Origin of the sequence: Serratia sarumanii (genome assembly GCF_029962605.1) — a bacterium.
Classification (GTDB): Bacteria; Pseudomonadota; Gammaproteobacteria; order Enterobacterales; family Enterobacteriaceae; genus Serratia; species Serratia sarumanii.
In genome coordinates this window covers 2254222-2267046 of record NZ_CP124750.1, presented here as the reverse complement: position 1 = coordinate 2267046, position 12825 = coordinate 2254222, and the positions used below count along the sequence as shown (strand labels likewise).

14 protein-coding genes are annotated in these 12825 nt (G+C 61.9%); 11 read left to right on the top strand and 3 right to left on the bottom strand.

Features of this window, described 5'->3' with window-relative positions; translation table 11 throughout:
* Positions 1-104 precede the first annotated feature (104 nt).
* Complete coding sequence (gene add / locus SSARUM_RS10880; protein WP_033638417.1) at positions 105-1103, top strand: adenosine deaminase; 999 nt, start codon at positions 105-107, stop codon at positions 1101-1103.
* A gap of 110 nt (positions 1104-1213) precedes the next feature.
* A complete protein-coding gene (locus SSARUM_RS10875) occupies positions 1214-1759 on the top strand; it encodes an AAA family ATPase (RefSeq protein ID WP_060387709.1) in 546 nt (181 codons plus the stop codon).
* Between the two features lie 11 nt (positions 1760-1770).
* Here the strand turns inward: SSARUM_RS10875 and SSARUM_RS10870 are convergent, their stop codons facing one another.
* Positions 1771-2775, bottom strand: coding sequence for a bile acid:sodium symporter family protein (locus tag SSARUM_RS10870; protein WP_060429981.1), 1005 nt, complete (start codon positions 2773-2775; stop codon positions 1771-1773).
* Positions 2776-2848: 73 nt separating this feature from the next.
* On the bottom strand, positions 2849-3889 hold the full coding sequence (locus SSARUM_RS10865; RefSeq protein ID WP_060429979.1) for an oxidoreductase: 1041 nt from the start codon (positions 3887-3889) through the stop codon (positions 2849-2851).
* A gap of 231 nt (positions 3890-4120) precedes the next feature.
* Between SSARUM_RS10865 and SSARUM_RS10860 the strand changes: the two genes are divergently transcribed.
* From SSARUM_RS10860 to rsxC, 4 genes are all read left to right on the top strand, one after another.
* Entirely contained in the window at positions 4121-4561 is a 441-nt protein-coding gene (locus SSARUM_RS10860; protein WP_019455945.1) for a DUF2569 domain-containing protein, read from the top strand.
* A 135-nt stretch (positions 4562-4696) separates the two neighbouring features.
* Positions 4697-5278 carry an electron transport complex subunit RsxA gene (gene rsxA / locus SSARUM_RS10855; protein ID WP_004938443.1) on the top strand — a complete coding sequence of 194 codons (582 nt, stop codon included), beginning with the start codon at positions 4697-4699 and terminating at the stop codon, positions 5276-5278.
* Complete coding sequence (gene rsxB, locus SSARUM_RS10850; RefSeq protein WP_004938428.1) at positions 5278-5850, top strand: electron transport complex subunit RsxB; 573 nt, start codon at positions 5278-5280, stop codon at positions 5848-5850. The genes rsxA and rsxB overlap by 1 nt, the downstream gene beginning before the upstream one ends.
* Entirely contained in the window at positions 5843-8272 is a 2430-nt protein-coding gene (rsxC, locus tag SSARUM_RS10845; RefSeq protein ID WP_060429977.1) for an electron transport complex subunit RsxC, read from the top strand. Before rsxB ends, rsxC begins: the two co-directional genes overlap by 8 nt.
* 32 nt (positions 8273-8304) lie before the next feature.
* Here the strand turns inward: rsxC and SSARUM_RS10840 are convergent, their stop codons facing one another.
* Positions 8305-9198 carry a helix-turn-helix domain-containing protein gene (locus SSARUM_RS10840; protein WP_043147394.1) on the bottom strand — a complete coding sequence of 298 codons (894 nt, stop codon included), beginning with the start codon at positions 9196-9198 and terminating at the stop codon, positions 8305-8307.
* Between the two features lie 84 nt (positions 9199-9282).
* On the opposite strand from SSARUM_RS10840, the gene SSARUM_RS10835 reads away from it, so the two are divergent.
* From SSARUM_RS10835 to nth, 5 genes are read left to right on the top strand one after another with little or no spacing between them, the layout of a single operon-like run.
* Positions 9283-9567 carry a hypothetical protein gene (locus SSARUM_RS10835; RefSeq protein ID WP_140926787.1) on the top strand — a complete coding sequence of 95 codons (285 nt, stop codon included), beginning with the start codon at positions 9283-9285 and terminating at the stop codon, positions 9565-9567.
* Positions 9564-10649: an electron transport complex subunit RsxD gene (gene rsxD / locus SSARUM_RS10830; RefSeq protein ID WP_049197119.1), complete on the top strand. Its 1086-nt coding sequence runs from the start codon at positions 9564-9566 to the stop codon at positions 10647-10649. Before SSARUM_RS10835 ends, rsxD begins: the two co-directional genes overlap by 4 nt.
* A gap of 9 nt (positions 10650-10658) precedes the next feature.
* Entirely contained in the window at positions 10659-11288 is a 630-nt protein-coding gene (rsxG, locus tag SSARUM_RS10825; protein WP_033654762.1) for an electron transport complex subunit RsxG, read from the top strand.
* Complete coding sequence (locus SSARUM_RS10820; RefSeq protein ID WP_033638408.1) at positions 11285-11983, top strand: electron transport complex subunit E; 699 nt, start codon at positions 11285-11287, stop codon at positions 11981-11983. The genes rsxG and SSARUM_RS10820 overlap by 4 nt, the downstream gene beginning before the upstream one ends.
* On the top strand, positions 11983-12624 hold the full coding sequence (nth, locus tag SSARUM_RS10815) for an endonuclease III (protein ID WP_019455952.1): 642 nt from the start codon (positions 11983-11985) through the stop codon (positions 12622-12624). Before SSARUM_RS10820 ends, nth begins: the two co-directional genes overlap by 1 nt.
* Positions 12625-12825: the final 201 nt, after the last annotated feature.

The window sequence follows — 12825 nt, the reverse complement described above, 5'->3', positions numbered from 1 at the left end:
TTTGTGATTCAAGTCACTTTTTTATGCAACGAGATGGCAAGTTTCATTCATTTGTTTTTATACTGTTCTGCACTTTACCTACGATAAATTAGCGAGTGCCCAGCATGATCGATCCCCGCCTACCGCTTACCGACATTCACCGCCATCTTGACGGCAACATCCGCGCGCAGACCATTCTCGACCTCGGTCGCCAATTCAATCTCGCCCTGCCGGCCAACGATTTGGAGAGCCTGCGCCCGCACGTGCAGATCACCCACGCCGAACCGGATCTGGTCAGCTTCCTGCAGAAACTGGACTGGGGCGTGGCGGTGCTGGGCGATCTGGACGCCTGCCGCCGTGTGGCCTACGAAAACGTCGAAGACGCCGCCAACGCCGGCCTGCACTACGCCGAGCTGCGTTTCTCCCCTTACTACATGGCGATGAAGCACCAGCTGCCGGTCGCCGGCGTGGTGGAAGCGGTGATCGACGGGATCCGTTCGGGCTGCCGCGATCGCGACATCGACATTCGCCTGATCGGCATCATGAGCCGCACCTTTGGCGAGGCCGCCTGTCTGCAGGAATTGGAAGGGTTGCTGGCGCACCGCGACGGCATTACCGCGCTGGATTTGGCGGGCGATGAGCTGGGCTTCCCCGGCAGCCTGTTCCTCAACCACTTCAACCGCGCGCGCGACGCCGGCCTGCGCATCACCGTGCATGCGGGCGAAGCCGCCGGCCCGGAAAGTATCTGGCAGGCGATCCGCGAGCTGGGCGCCGAGCGTATCGGTCACGGGGTGAAAGCGGTCGAAGATCCGGCGCTGATGGACTTCCTGGCGGAACACGGCATCGGCATCGAGTCCTGCCTGACCTCCAACATCCAGACCAGCACCGTGCCTTCGCTGGCACAGCATCCGCTGGCCACCTTCCTGCGCCACGGCGTGCTGGCATCGATCAACACCGACGATCCGGCGGTTCAGGGCATCGAGATCGAGCACGAATACCGCGTCGCCGCGCCGCAGGCCGGGCTGACGCCGCAGGAAATCCGCACCGCGCAGGAAAACGGCCTGAAGCTGGCCTTCCTCAGCGAGCAGGAAAAACAGGCGCTGCGCGCCAAAGTGCAAGGTTAAATTCCCCCAAGGCGCCACACGGCGCCTTCTTCTCATCCCCCGTTTTCTTCCGCCTGCTCGTCTTTATCGCTGTTTTCACCCATAACTCTGCCGCACGAGAGGAATTTCTTATGTCTGACAAACTACGCCGCATCGTGCTGACCGGCGGCCCGGGTTCGGGCAAAAGCACGCTCATCGAGGTTCTTCATCGCCGTGGCTACCCGCATTCGCAGGAGGCGGGCCGGGCGATTATTCAGGATCAGGCGAGTATTGGCGGCAATGCGCTGCCGTGGGGCGATCGCCAGGCTTTCGCCGAGCGGATGCTGGATTGGGAACTGCGCTCATGGCGGGAAGCGACGGGCGCAACATGCTGGTTCTTCGATCGCGGCCTGCCGGATATCGCCGGTTACCTGACGCTGTGCGGGTTGCCGATCCCCGCCCCCTTAACCGCGGCGATCGGCGCTTTTCGCTATGCCGATACGGTGTTCATCGCCCCACCGTGGCGAGCGATCTACGCGCAGGACAGCGAGAGAAAACAATCTTTCGCCGAAGCCGAGCAGACCTATCGAGCGATGCTGGCCGCCTATCGCCAACATGGCTATCAGCTGCAGGAACTGCCGCGCACCTCACCCGACGAGCGCGCCGACTTTCTGCTCGACGCGCTGGGCTGCCGTTAGCGGCCTGCGTTCTATTTGGCCGCCAGCGTTTCCGCCTCGGCCCGTTGTTTGGCGGTTTTACGCGCATAGCGCTGCGCCAGCACCGCGCACACCATCAGCTGCACCTGGTGGAAAATCATCAGCGGCAGCACCATGGCGCCCACCGCCGCGGCCGGGAACAGCACGTTGGCCATCGGGATGCCGTTCGCCAGGCTCTTTTTCGAGCCGCAGAAGACGATGGTGATTTCATCGGCGGTGTTGAAGCCCAGCCAACGCGCCGCATAGGTGTTGATCACCAACACCACCGTCAGCAGCACCAACGACATAACCAGGATGGTCAGCAGCGACCAGCCGTCGATGCGATGCCAAATCCCTTCCACCACCGCCGCGCTGAACGCGGTATACACCACCAGCAGGATCGACGAGCGGTCGGTCAGGTTGATCAGCTTACGATGGCGATCGACCCACTTGCCGATCAGCGGCCGCGCCAGATGGCCAACCACGAACGGCACCATCAGCTGCAGAATGATTGAACCGATGGCGTGCAGCACGTCGGTATTGCCGCCCTGGGTATGCATCAACGCCCCCACCAGCAGCGGCGACAGGAACACGCCGAGAATGCTCGACGCCGAGGCGCTGCAGATCGCCGCCGCCACGTTGCCGCCCGCCGCCGAGGTAAAGGCGATGGCCGATTGCACCGTGGCCGGCAGCGCGCACAGATAGAGGAAGCCGAGATAGACCGTCGGCGTCATGATGCCCGGCACCAGCAGATTCATCGCCAGCCCAAGCAGCGGGAACAGCGCAAAGGTGCTGAGGAACACCAGCAGATGCAGCTTCCAGTGGCTCATGCCGGCGACGATCGCCTCGCGCGACAGCTTGGCGCCGTGCATAAAGAACAGCAGCGCGATGGCGGCGGTGGTCAGGTGTTCAAAGAAGGTTTTCCAGATGCCTTCGCAAGGGAACAGCGAGGCGACGATCACCACCAAAATCAGAACCAGCAAAAATTTATCAATGCGCAAACGCTGCAACCAGGACATGAAACGGATTTCCTTGCACGTAAAGTCGTAAAAAGGCCCGACGTTGCGCCGGGCCACAGAGAAATGGACGGGCTCAGACCACCGGCAGCGCCTGCTGCAGCCGGGCCGATTCCAGCCCCAGTTCGATCAATGCCATCACCGTGATGGCGTCGGCGGCCGGCACCGGGTTTTCGCCGATGCCGGCGATCGCGTCGCGCACCGCGGCGTAATAGGCCGGGTAGTTGCCGGGAATGTTGAGCAGCGGCTGCTCCGCCAGCAGATCGCCACGTGACAGCGTCACCACGCCGTCGCGCATGTCATAGCCCCAATCGGCCTGCGGCAGGCGCTCACCGGCCTTCAGCCGGTCTTCCTGCAGGTCCAGGCCGTATTTGATATAGCTGCCGCGGGTGCCGTGCACCACGTAACGCGGGCTCTCCGCCGCCGCCAGCATGCTGGCGTGCAGCACCACGCGGCGATTGCCATAGCTCAGCAAGGCGTGGAAATAGTCCACCGCCTGCGCCCCCGGCCGCAATTCCCCCAGATCGACGAACAGCCGCTCGGGCTTGCCGAAGAGTTGCAGCGCCTGATCGAGCAAGTGCGGCGCCAAATCGTACCAGATACCGCTGCCGACGCCGCCCTGTTCACGCCAGCGCTGGCGCACCTGCGGCCGGTAGCGATCGAAATGCGACTCGAAATACACCACCTCGCCCAGCGCGCCCTCATTCAGCAGCGCTTTCAAGGTAAGGAAGTCGCTGTCCCAGCGGCGGTTGTGAAATACCGACAGCAGCAAACCGCTCTGCTGCGCCTGCTGTTGCAGCGCCTGCGCTTGTGACAATGTCACGGTAAACGGTTTATCCACCACCACGTGCTTGCCGGCGGCCAGCGCCTGCTGCGCCAGCGGGAAGTGGGTGTCGTTGGGAGTGGGAATCACGATCAGATCGAGGGTGGGATCGGCGAACAGCGCCTGCGCATCGCCCACCACCGCCATCGACGGCCAGTCGGCGTGCACTTTGCCGGCATCGCTGCTGGAGACGGTAGCCAGCTCCAGCCCCGGCGTACCGGCGATCAGCGGCGCATGAAAGGTTTTGCCGGCGTAGCCGTAACCGACCAGCCCGACACGAATTTTCTCAGCCATGGGATTTCCTCTTGCAGGCTCACGACAGACCTTTCGATTTGACACCATGCGGCCGGATGGAACAAGAAGTAAATGAGATGTTAATTTGAAGCGGGCTTAATACGGCGTCGAGTAGCCAAACGTGCTGCCACCCGCCGCGATGTCGAGCTATCCGGTTGATTGAGATGACGAAGCCGGTATTACCCGCTAAGCTATGCCGCCTGTGATCCCCGTTTCAATCAGGAAGCCTTTATGTCTCAAGCTGAATACTCTCGTATCGGCGGTTGGTTGCTGGCCCCGATGGCCTATCTGATCGTCACCCTGCTCAGCGCCAGCCTGATGCTGCTCCTGTACGCCATGGCGATCTTTATGCCCGAATCGCGCGACTATCTGCTGACCAACGCCCAGGCGTTTACCCTGCAATGGTACTTTTCGGTGCTGACCACGCTCTTGATGTGGTGCTTCACCCTGTGGCTGCTGTGGCTGTTTTGCCAGCGCTCGCAGCGCTTCCCCAAGCTGTTCTTGCTGTGGCTGCTGATCACGGTGCTCCTGGCGGTGAAAGCCTTCGCCTTCGCGCCGGTGCCGGATGAAGTGGCAGTGCGCAGCCTCGGCTGGCCGCTGCTGATGGCGGCGCTGCTGGTGCCTTACATCAAGCGCTCGCAGCGGGTCAAAGGCACCTTTACCGAACGTTAAGGGCGGTTGCAGCACGTTTTATCGGGTGTTTTGTGTAAATTTTCGCCAAAAAAGGCAATACCCCTGCGATTCATATGTTGTCGTCCGGCCGCCGATTCCCGATAATAGGCGGCTTTTATTTTTTTAGGCATCGCAATGACCGAATACCTGCTCCTGTTTGTCGGCACCGTACTGGTGAACAACTTCGTTCTGGTGAAGTTTCTTGGCCTGTGCCCGTTCCTCGGCGTTTCCAAGAAGCTGGAAAGCGCCATCGGCATGGGAATGGCCACCACCTTCGTCATGACGCTGGCCTCCGTCAGCGCCTGGGTGATCAACACCTTTATTCTGGTTCCGCTGGATCTGGTGTATCTGCGCACGCTCTCCTTCATTCTGGTGATCGCCGTCGTCGTGCAGTTCACCGAGATGGTGGTGCGCAAGACCAGCCCGGCGCTCTACCGCCTGCTGGGCATCTTCCTGCCGCTGATCACCACCAACTGCGCGGTGCTTGGCGTAGCGTTGCTTAACGTTAACCTCGGCTATAACTTCCTGCAGTCCGCCGTGTACGGCTTCAGCGCCGCCGCCGGTTTCTCGCTGGTCATGGTGCTGTTTGCCGCCATTCGCGAACGTCTGGCGGTCGCCGACGTGCCGGCGCCGTTCCGCGGCTCCTCGATCGCACTGATCACCGCCGGGCTGATGTCGCTGGCCTTTATGGGCTTTACCGGGCTGGTGAAATTCTAATGACTGCGTTGTGGATAGCTATCGCGGCTTTAAGCGCGCTCGGGCTGCTGTTCGGACTGGTGCTGGGCTACGCCGCGCGCCGTTTTGAGGTGGAGGAGGATCCGGTCGCCGAGCAGGTCGACGCGATCCTGCCGCAGAGCCAGTGCGGCCAGTGCGGCTACCCCGGTTGCCGCCCCTACGCCGAGGCGGTGGCCAACGGCGAGATGATCAACAAATGCGCGCCGGGTGGCGAACAGGTGATGTTGAAACTGGCGGAGCTGCTCAACGTCGAGCCGCAGCCGCTGGGCAGCGAAGCCGCCGCCGAGCCGGAGCGTAAAGTGGCCTATATCGACGAGGCCAACTGCATCGGCTGCACCAAGTGCATTCAGGCCTGCCCGGTGGACGCCATCGTCGGCGCCACCCGCGCCATGCACACCGTCATCACCGACCTCTGCACCGGCTGCGACCTGTGCGTCGCCCCTTGCCCTACCGACTGTATTGAAATGAGACCGGTCGCCACCACCACCGCCAACTGGAAGTGGGACATGAAGACGATCCCGGTGCAAGTGATCCACGTGGAGCAACATGCTTAATCTGTTCGCCGCCTTTAAAAAAGACCGGATCTGGGATTTCAACGGCGGGATCCATCCGCCGGAAATGAAAACGCAGTCCAGCGGTGCGCCGCTGCGTGTCGCTCCCCTGCCCAAGACCTTTATCATTCCGCTGCAACAGCATCTGGGGCCTGAAGGCGAGCTGTGCGTCAATGCCGGCGATCGGGTGTTGAAAGGCCAGCCGCTGACCGTCGGCCGCGGCCGCACCGTGCCGGTTCACGCCCCGACCTCGGGCACCGTCAGCGCCATCACGCCGCACATCACCGCGCACCCTTCCGGGCTGACGGAGCTGTGCGTGATTATCGAGGCGGACGGCGAAGACCGCTGGTGCGAGCGCGATCCGGTGGCTGACTACCGCCAAGCGCCCGCCGCGGATCTGATTCAACGTATTCATCAGGCCGGCATCGCCGGTCTGGGCGGCGCCGGTTTCCCAACCGCTAGCAAGCTGCAGGGCGGCATGAGCGGCGTGGAAACGCTGATCCTCAACGCCGCCGAGTGCGAACCTTACATCACCGCCGACGATCGCCTGATGCAGGAACATGCCGATCAGATCGTTGAAGGCACGCAGATCCTGCAACATATTCTGCAACCCAAGGTCACGCTGATCGGCATCGAAGACAACAAACCGGAGGCGATCGCGGCGCTGAAGCAGGCGTTACGCGGCCAGTCCGGCATTGCGCTGCGCGTTATCCCCACCAAATACCCGTCCGGCGGCGCCAAACAGCTGACCAAGATCCTGACCGGCAAGGAAGTGCCGCACGGCAAGCACTCCTCTGCCATCGGCGTATTGATGCAAAACGTCGGCACCGCCTTCGCCATCAAGCGAGCGATCGTCGACGGTGAACCGCTGATTGAGCGCGTAGTGACCCTGACCGGCGACGCGATCGAGCGCCCGGGCAACCTGTGGGCGCGCATCGGCACGCCGGTGCAGCACCTGCTTGACTTCGCCGGTTTCCGCCCGCAGGCGCAGCAGATGGTGGTCATGGGCGGCCCGCTGATGGGCTTCACCCTGCCTGCGCTGAACGTGCCGATCGTTAAGATCAGCAACTGCATTCTGGCGCCGACGGTCGATGAAATGACACCGCAGGAGCCGGAGCAGTCCTGCATCCGCTGCGGCCTGTGTGTAGACGCTTGCCCTGCCGGGCTGCTGCCGCAGCAGCTGTACTGGTTCAGCCGTGGGCAGGAGCACGACAAGGCGCGCAACCATAACCTGTTCGACTGCATTGAATGCGGCGCCTGCGCGTTCGTCTGCCCCAGCAACATCCCGCTGGTGCAGTACTACCGTCAGGAAAAGGCCGAGATCAAGGCTATCGATCTGGAAGCGGCGCGCGCCGCCGAGGCCAAGGCGCGTTACGAAGCCAAGCTGGCCCGCCTGGAGCGCGAGAAGCTGGCGCGCGAAGAGCGGCACAAAAAAGCCGCCGTCAAACTGACCGACGACGATCAGGGTGCGGTGCAGGCCGCGCTGGCGCGCGTGCGCAGCAAGAATGCCGAAGCGGCGGTTACGCCGGTCGACGGCCAGCAGCCGGATAACAGCGAAATGATCGCTGCCCGCGAAGCGCGTAAAGCGCAGGCGCGTGAACGCCGCGCCCAGTTGGCGGCCGAGGCGGAAAAAGAGGCGCCACCGGCGGCCTCCGGCGACGACGCGCGCAAAGCCGCCGTGGCCGCGGCGCTGGCCCGCGTGAAAGCGCGCAAGGAAGCGCCGGCCGCAGACAACGCCGCCCCGGCGGCAACAGAGGACGATCCGCGTAAAGCGGCCGTTGCTGCCGCCCTGGCGCGCGTCAAAGCCAAAAAGGCAGAGCAGCAGGCAGATACCCCAGCCGCAGCGGAACCGGCTCCGGCAAGCGCCGAAGAAGATCCGCGCAAGGCGGCGGTTGCTGCCGCTCTGGCGCGTGTCAAAGCCAAGAAAGCGGCACAGCAGGCAGATGCCCCAGCACCGGCGGAAACGGCGCCGGCAGCCGCCGAAGAAGACCCGCGCAAGGCGGCGGTCGCTGCCGCTCTGGCGCGTGTCAAAGCCAAGAAAGCGGCGCAGCAGGCAGATGCCCCTGCACCGGCGGAAACGGCGCCGGCAGCCACCGAGGAAGATCCGCGCAAGGCGGCGGTCGCGGCGGCTATCGCCCGCGCCAAAGCCAAGAAAGCGGCGCAGCAGGCGGACGCCCCTGCACCGGCGGAAACGGCGCCGGTAACCGCCGAGGAAGATCCGCGCAAGGCGGCGGTCGCGGCGGCTATCGCACGCGCCAAAGCCAAGAAGGCGGCGCAGCAGGCGGACGCCCCTGCAGCGGCGGAAACGGCGCCGGCAACCGCCGAGGAAGATCCGCGCAAGGCGGCGGTCGCGGCGGCTATCGCCCGCGCCAAAGCCAAAAAAGCCGCCAGGGAATCGCTGGCGGCGGAAACGGAAGACAAATGATGACAGCGGCGCCTGGCTGACGTCGGCGCCGTTTAATCGATAGAGATCAGGTAGGTGTAATCCACATCAATCTGGCGCAGTTTGGATTCCGGATTCCACTCTTTGGTTTGAATGATCTCCATTTCCATACTGCCGCGCACTTCATCCTTCAGCCCCGGCATTACATGCGACATCAGGTAGCCGAAAAACTGCAAACACTCTTTCGCCGAACCCTTATGGTTGATGGAGATAAACTCGCGGCTCGGCAGATGGAAAGTGTCGATTTGATAGTTGGAAAGAATATCCTTTTTGTGTTCAGGATCGACCGCCATCACCAGCGTGGATGAGAGCTCGTCGCCCTCCCCGGCATGAGGGGAGTAGATGCTGTAAATCCGCCGACAGTCGACGTGCAGCCCCTTGAAGAAGTCGTTGAAAATCTCGTCCTTCATCGCCATGCAGGAAGAGTACTCCAGCTCCTGTTCGGAGGCGAAATCCAGCCGGCGCGTGAAACCGACCAACTGCATGTCGGGCAGCGTCAGCCGCTTCACTTCCGGGTAATAACCGGCGCCGTAGCTGGCTTCGAAGTTAAAGCGCGGCATCAGGTTTTTCACGTCCCAGTGCGTCATCGAACGGTAGCGATTGGGCGTGGTGCCGAAGCGCTGCTTGAACATGCGGGTAAAGGTCTGCTGAGAGTCGAAGCCCAGCTCATCGGAAATGTCGATGATGGAGCGACGAGTAATGCGCAGCGCCACCGCGGCGCGCGTCAGGATACGCGAACGGATGTAGGTGGCGAGTTGAATGCCGGTAATACGCTTGAATTTACGCTGCAGATGCCACTTGGAATAGCCCGAAATACGCGCGACTTCATCCAGGTTTGGCCGTTTCTCCAGATGTATCTCCACCCACTCAATTAGCTCTTCAATAAAAAAAATGTCTTCATTTGTCATTATTATGGGTTCACTGACTCAATAATGTTCGCGATAGTAACCTACACGGATTATGTGAAAGTTGTTATTTTGTGCGGAAATCTGGTGAAAAATGATATTTCATTCATACGGTTAACCCATTTATTGCGGTCGATGGCGGCACAAGTTCCACTGACAATTCCTCACGTTAGCCCATTTTCCGGCCAAAAAAAAATCAAATCGCGCCGTCCCGATCGCCAGATGTGCGGAAAGCTGAATACCCCTATTATTAAGGCGTATTACCCTCGCATCGAATCAGGTAGAATGCTCGGCTATTATTTTTGCCGCGCCCGCAATTCGGCGCATCGAAACTGCCGCAGGCGCGGCGCAGAAGGTATCGTTACTCTATGAAGTTCAGGCCGGTATCACCCACAGCCGCCAAAGGCTTACACATCGCCAGCTCGCCGTTCACCCACAACCAGCAAAGCACCAGCCGCATCATGCTGTGGGTGATGTTGGCGTGCATTCCCGGCATCGCGGCGCAGATTTGGTTCTTCGGCTACGGCGTATTGATTCAGGTGGCGCTGGCGGCGATCGTCGCGCTGGCCGCAGAAGGCGCGATCCTCAGGCTGCGCAAGCTGCCGGTGCGCAGCCGGCTGGCAGATAACTCCGCTTTGCTGACCGCCCTGCTGCTCGGCATCAGCCTGCCGCCGCTGGCCCCGTGGTGGATGATCGTTATCGGTACCTTCTTCGCCATCGTCATCGCCAAGCAGCTGTACGGCGGCCTCGGGCAGAACCCGTTCAACCCGGCGATGGTCGGTTACGTGGTGCTGCTGATCTCCTTCCCGGTACAGATGACCAGCTGGCTGCCGCCGGATGAGCTGCGCGCCACCGCGCTGTCGCTCCACGACACGCTGCTGGCCATTTTCAGCGGCCATACCTCGCAAGGCGCGACGCTGCACGAACTGCAGATGGGCGTGGACGGCATCAGCCAGGCCACGCCGCTCGACGGCTTCAAAACCGGCCTGCGCAGCGGCCACAGCGTGGAACAGGTGTTACAGCAGCCGCTGTTCGGCGGCGCGCTGGCCGGCATCGGCTGGCAATGGGTCAACCTCGGCTTCCTGGCCGGCGGCCTGTTTATGCTGGCGCGCCGCCTAATCCATTGGCAAATCCCTTTCAGCATGTTGGCCGCCATCGCCTTCTGCTCTGGCCTTGCCTGGTGGATCGATCCGGCGCATCAGGCTTCGCCGCTGATCCACCTGTTCTCCGGCGCCAGCATGCTGGGCGCGTTCTTTATCGCCACCGATCCGGTCAGCGCCTCCACCACGCCGAAGGGCCGCCTGATCTACGGCGCGCTGATCGGCATGCTGGTCTGGCTGATCCGCGTCTATGGCGGCTACCCCGACGGCGTGGCTTTCGCCGTGCTGCTCGCCAACATCACCGTCCCGTTAATCGACCACTACACGCAGCCGCGCGTGTACGGCCATCGCTAAGGAGCCGCCATGCTGAATTCCATGAGAAAGCACGGCACCACGCTGGCGGTGTTCGCGGCGGTCACCACCGGCCTGACCGCCGTGGTCTATACCTTGACGAAAGGCACCATCGCCCATCAGGCGGCGCTGCAGCAAAAAGCGTTGCTCGATCAGGTGGTGCCGCCGGAAAACTACGACAACATTATGCAGAACGAATGCCTCCTGGTCAGCGATCCGGCGCTGGGCGACGGCGCGCCGCACCGCTTGTACCTGGCGCGCAAAAACGGGCAACCGACCGCCGCCGCGCTGGAAACCACCGCGCCGGACGGCTACTCCGGCGCCATCAAGCTGCTGGTCGGCGCCGATTTCAACGGCACGGTGCTCGGCACCCGCGTGATTGAACACCACGAAACCCCGGGGCTGGGGGACAAAATCGAACTGCGCATTTCCGACTGGATTTCCTTCTTCAGCGGCAAGAAAATCGAAGGCCCGGACGATAAGCGCTGGGCGGTGAAGAAAGACGGCGGTATGTTCGATCAGTTCACCGGCGCTACCATCACCCCGCGTGCGGTGGTCAATGCAGTGCGCCGCACGGCGTTGTATATGGAAACGCTGCCGCCTAAACTTGAAAGCTTACCTGCGTGTGGAGCCGCCGAATGAGTGAAGCCAAAGAATTGATCGTCCAGGGGTTGTGGAAGAACAACTCCGCCCTGGTGCAGCTGCTGGGCATGTGCCCGCTGCTGGCGGTGACCTCCACCGTCACCAACGCGCTCGGCCTGGGGTTGGCCACCACCCTGGTTTTGGTCTTGACCAACGCCTCGATTTCCGCGGTGCGCCGCTGGGTGCCGAGCGAAGTGCGTATTCCGATCTACGTGATGATCATCGCCGCGGTGGTGAGCATCGTGCAGATGCTGATCAACGCCTATGCCTTCGGTTTGTATCAGTCGCTCGGGATCTTTATTCCGTTGATCGTGACCAACTGCATCGTGGTCGGCCGTGCCGAAGCGGTGGCGGCGCGAAAACCGGTCGGCCTCTCGGCGCTGGACGGTCTGGCCATCGGCCTCGGCGCCACCGGCGTGATGGTGACGCTGGGCTCGATGCGAGAACTGTTGGGCAACGGCACGCTGTTCGATGGCGCCGACCAGCTGCTGGGCGGCTGGGCCAAGTCACTGCGCATCGAAGTGGTGCATTTCGACAGCCCCTTCCTGCTGGCCATGTTGCCGCCGGGCGCCTTTATCGGCCTGGGGCTGCTGCTGGCGGTCAAATATCTGATCGACGAAAAAATGAAGGCGCGCAAAGCCCGCGCCGTGGCGGTGGAACCGCTGCTGGAACAAGGACGTGCTGAGAAGGCCTGATGAACAAGCAGAAGCGACTGGAAATTCTGACCCGGCTGCGCGACAACAACCCGCATCCGACCACCGAACTGGTGTACACCACGCCGTTTGAACTGCTGATCGCGGTATTGCTGTCCGCACAGGCCACCGACGTCAGCGTCAACAAAGCGACCGCCAAGCTTTATCCGGTCGCCAACACCCCCGCCGCCATGCTGGCGCTGGGGGTTGATGGCGTCAAGGAGTACATCAAGACCATTGGTCTGTTCAACAGCAAGGCCGAAAACGTGATCAAAACCTGCCGCATGCTGCTGGAGCTGCACGGCGGCGAAGTGCCGGAAGATCGCGCCGCGCTGGAAGCGCTGCCGGGCGTCGGCCGCAAGACCGCCAACGTGGTGCTCAATACCGCCTTCGGCTGGGCGACCATCGCCGTGGACACCCACATCTTCCGGGTGTGCAACCGCACTCACTTCGCGCCAGGCAAGAACGTCGATCAGGTGGAAGAGAAGCTGTTGAAGGTGGTGCCCGCCGAATTCAAGGTCGATTGCCACCACTGGCTGATCCTGCACGGCCGCTATACCTGCATCGCGCGCAAACCGCGCTGTGGCTCCTGCATTATCGAAGACCTGTGCGAGTATAAAGAAAAGGTTTATCCGGAATCCTGAGTCTGTTGGGTGCGGCAAACCGCACCCGTCGCCACCTCTCCCCCCGCCAGCGCCTCTTTTTTATCGGAAATGTGATATCGCGCAGCAGTAACCCCGGCAATTTCGAGGTTTTCAGTGAAAAACTCAGTGCCGTGTTATTTTCAAGCGAAAAATTAGTCGAAAATTGCGGTGAACGTCACGCTTTCAGGATCACAAGGCGTT

What these genes read in the sequence shown, in the direction of transcription:
- add (WP_033638417.1), top strand. Translation starts at nt 105, where the DNA reads ATGATCGATCCCCGCCTACCGCTTACCGACATTCACCGCCATCTTGAC.
- SSARUM_RS10875 (WP_060387709.1), top strand. Translation starts at nt 1,214, where the DNA reads ATGTCTGACAAACTACGCCGCATCGTGCTGACCGGCGGCCCGGGTTCG.
- SSARUM_RS10870 (WP_060429981.1), bottom strand. Translation starts at nt 2,775, where the DNA reads ATGTCCTGGTTGCAGCGTTTGCGCATTGATAAATTTTTGCTGGTTCTG.
- SSARUM_RS10865 (WP_060429979.1), bottom strand. Translation starts at nt 3,889, where the DNA reads ATGGCTGAGAAAATTCGTGTCGGGCTGGTCGGTTACGGCTACGCCGGC.
- SSARUM_RS10860 (WP_019455945.1), top strand. Translation starts at nt 4,121, where the DNA reads ATGTCTCAAGCTGAATACTCTCGTATCGGCGGTTGGTTGCTGGCCCCG.
- rsxA (WP_004938443.1), top strand. Translation starts at nt 4,697, where the DNA reads ATGACCGAATACCTGCTCCTGTTTGTCGGCACCGTACTGGTGAACAAC.
- rsxB (WP_004938428.1), top strand. Translation starts at nt 5,278, where the DNA reads ATGACTGCGTTGTGGATAGCTATCGCGGCTTTAAGCGCGCTCGGGCTG.
- rsxC (WP_060429977.1), top strand. Translation starts at nt 5,843, where the DNA reads ATGCTTAATCTGTTCGCCGCCTTTAAAAAAGACCGGATCTGGGATTTC.
- SSARUM_RS10840 (WP_043147394.1), bottom strand. Translation starts at nt 9,198, where the DNA reads ATGACAAATGAAGACATTTTTTTTATTGAAGAGCTAATTGAGTGGGTG.
- rsxD (WP_049197119.1), top strand. Translation starts at nt 9,564, where the DNA reads ATGAAGTTCAGGCCGGTATCACCCACAGCCGCCAAAGGCTTACACATC.
- rsxG (WP_033654762.1), top strand. Translation starts at nt 10,659, where the DNA reads ATGCTGAATTCCATGAGAAAGCACGGCACCACGCTGGCGGTGTTCGCG.
- SSARUM_RS10820 (WP_033638408.1), top strand. Translation starts at nt 11,285, where the DNA reads ATGAGTGAAGCCAAAGAATTGATCGTCCAGGGGTTGTGGAAGAACAAC.
- nth (WP_019455952.1), top strand. Translation starts at nt 11,983, where the DNA reads ATGAACAAGCAGAAGCGACTGGAAATTCTGACCCGGCTGCGCGACAAC.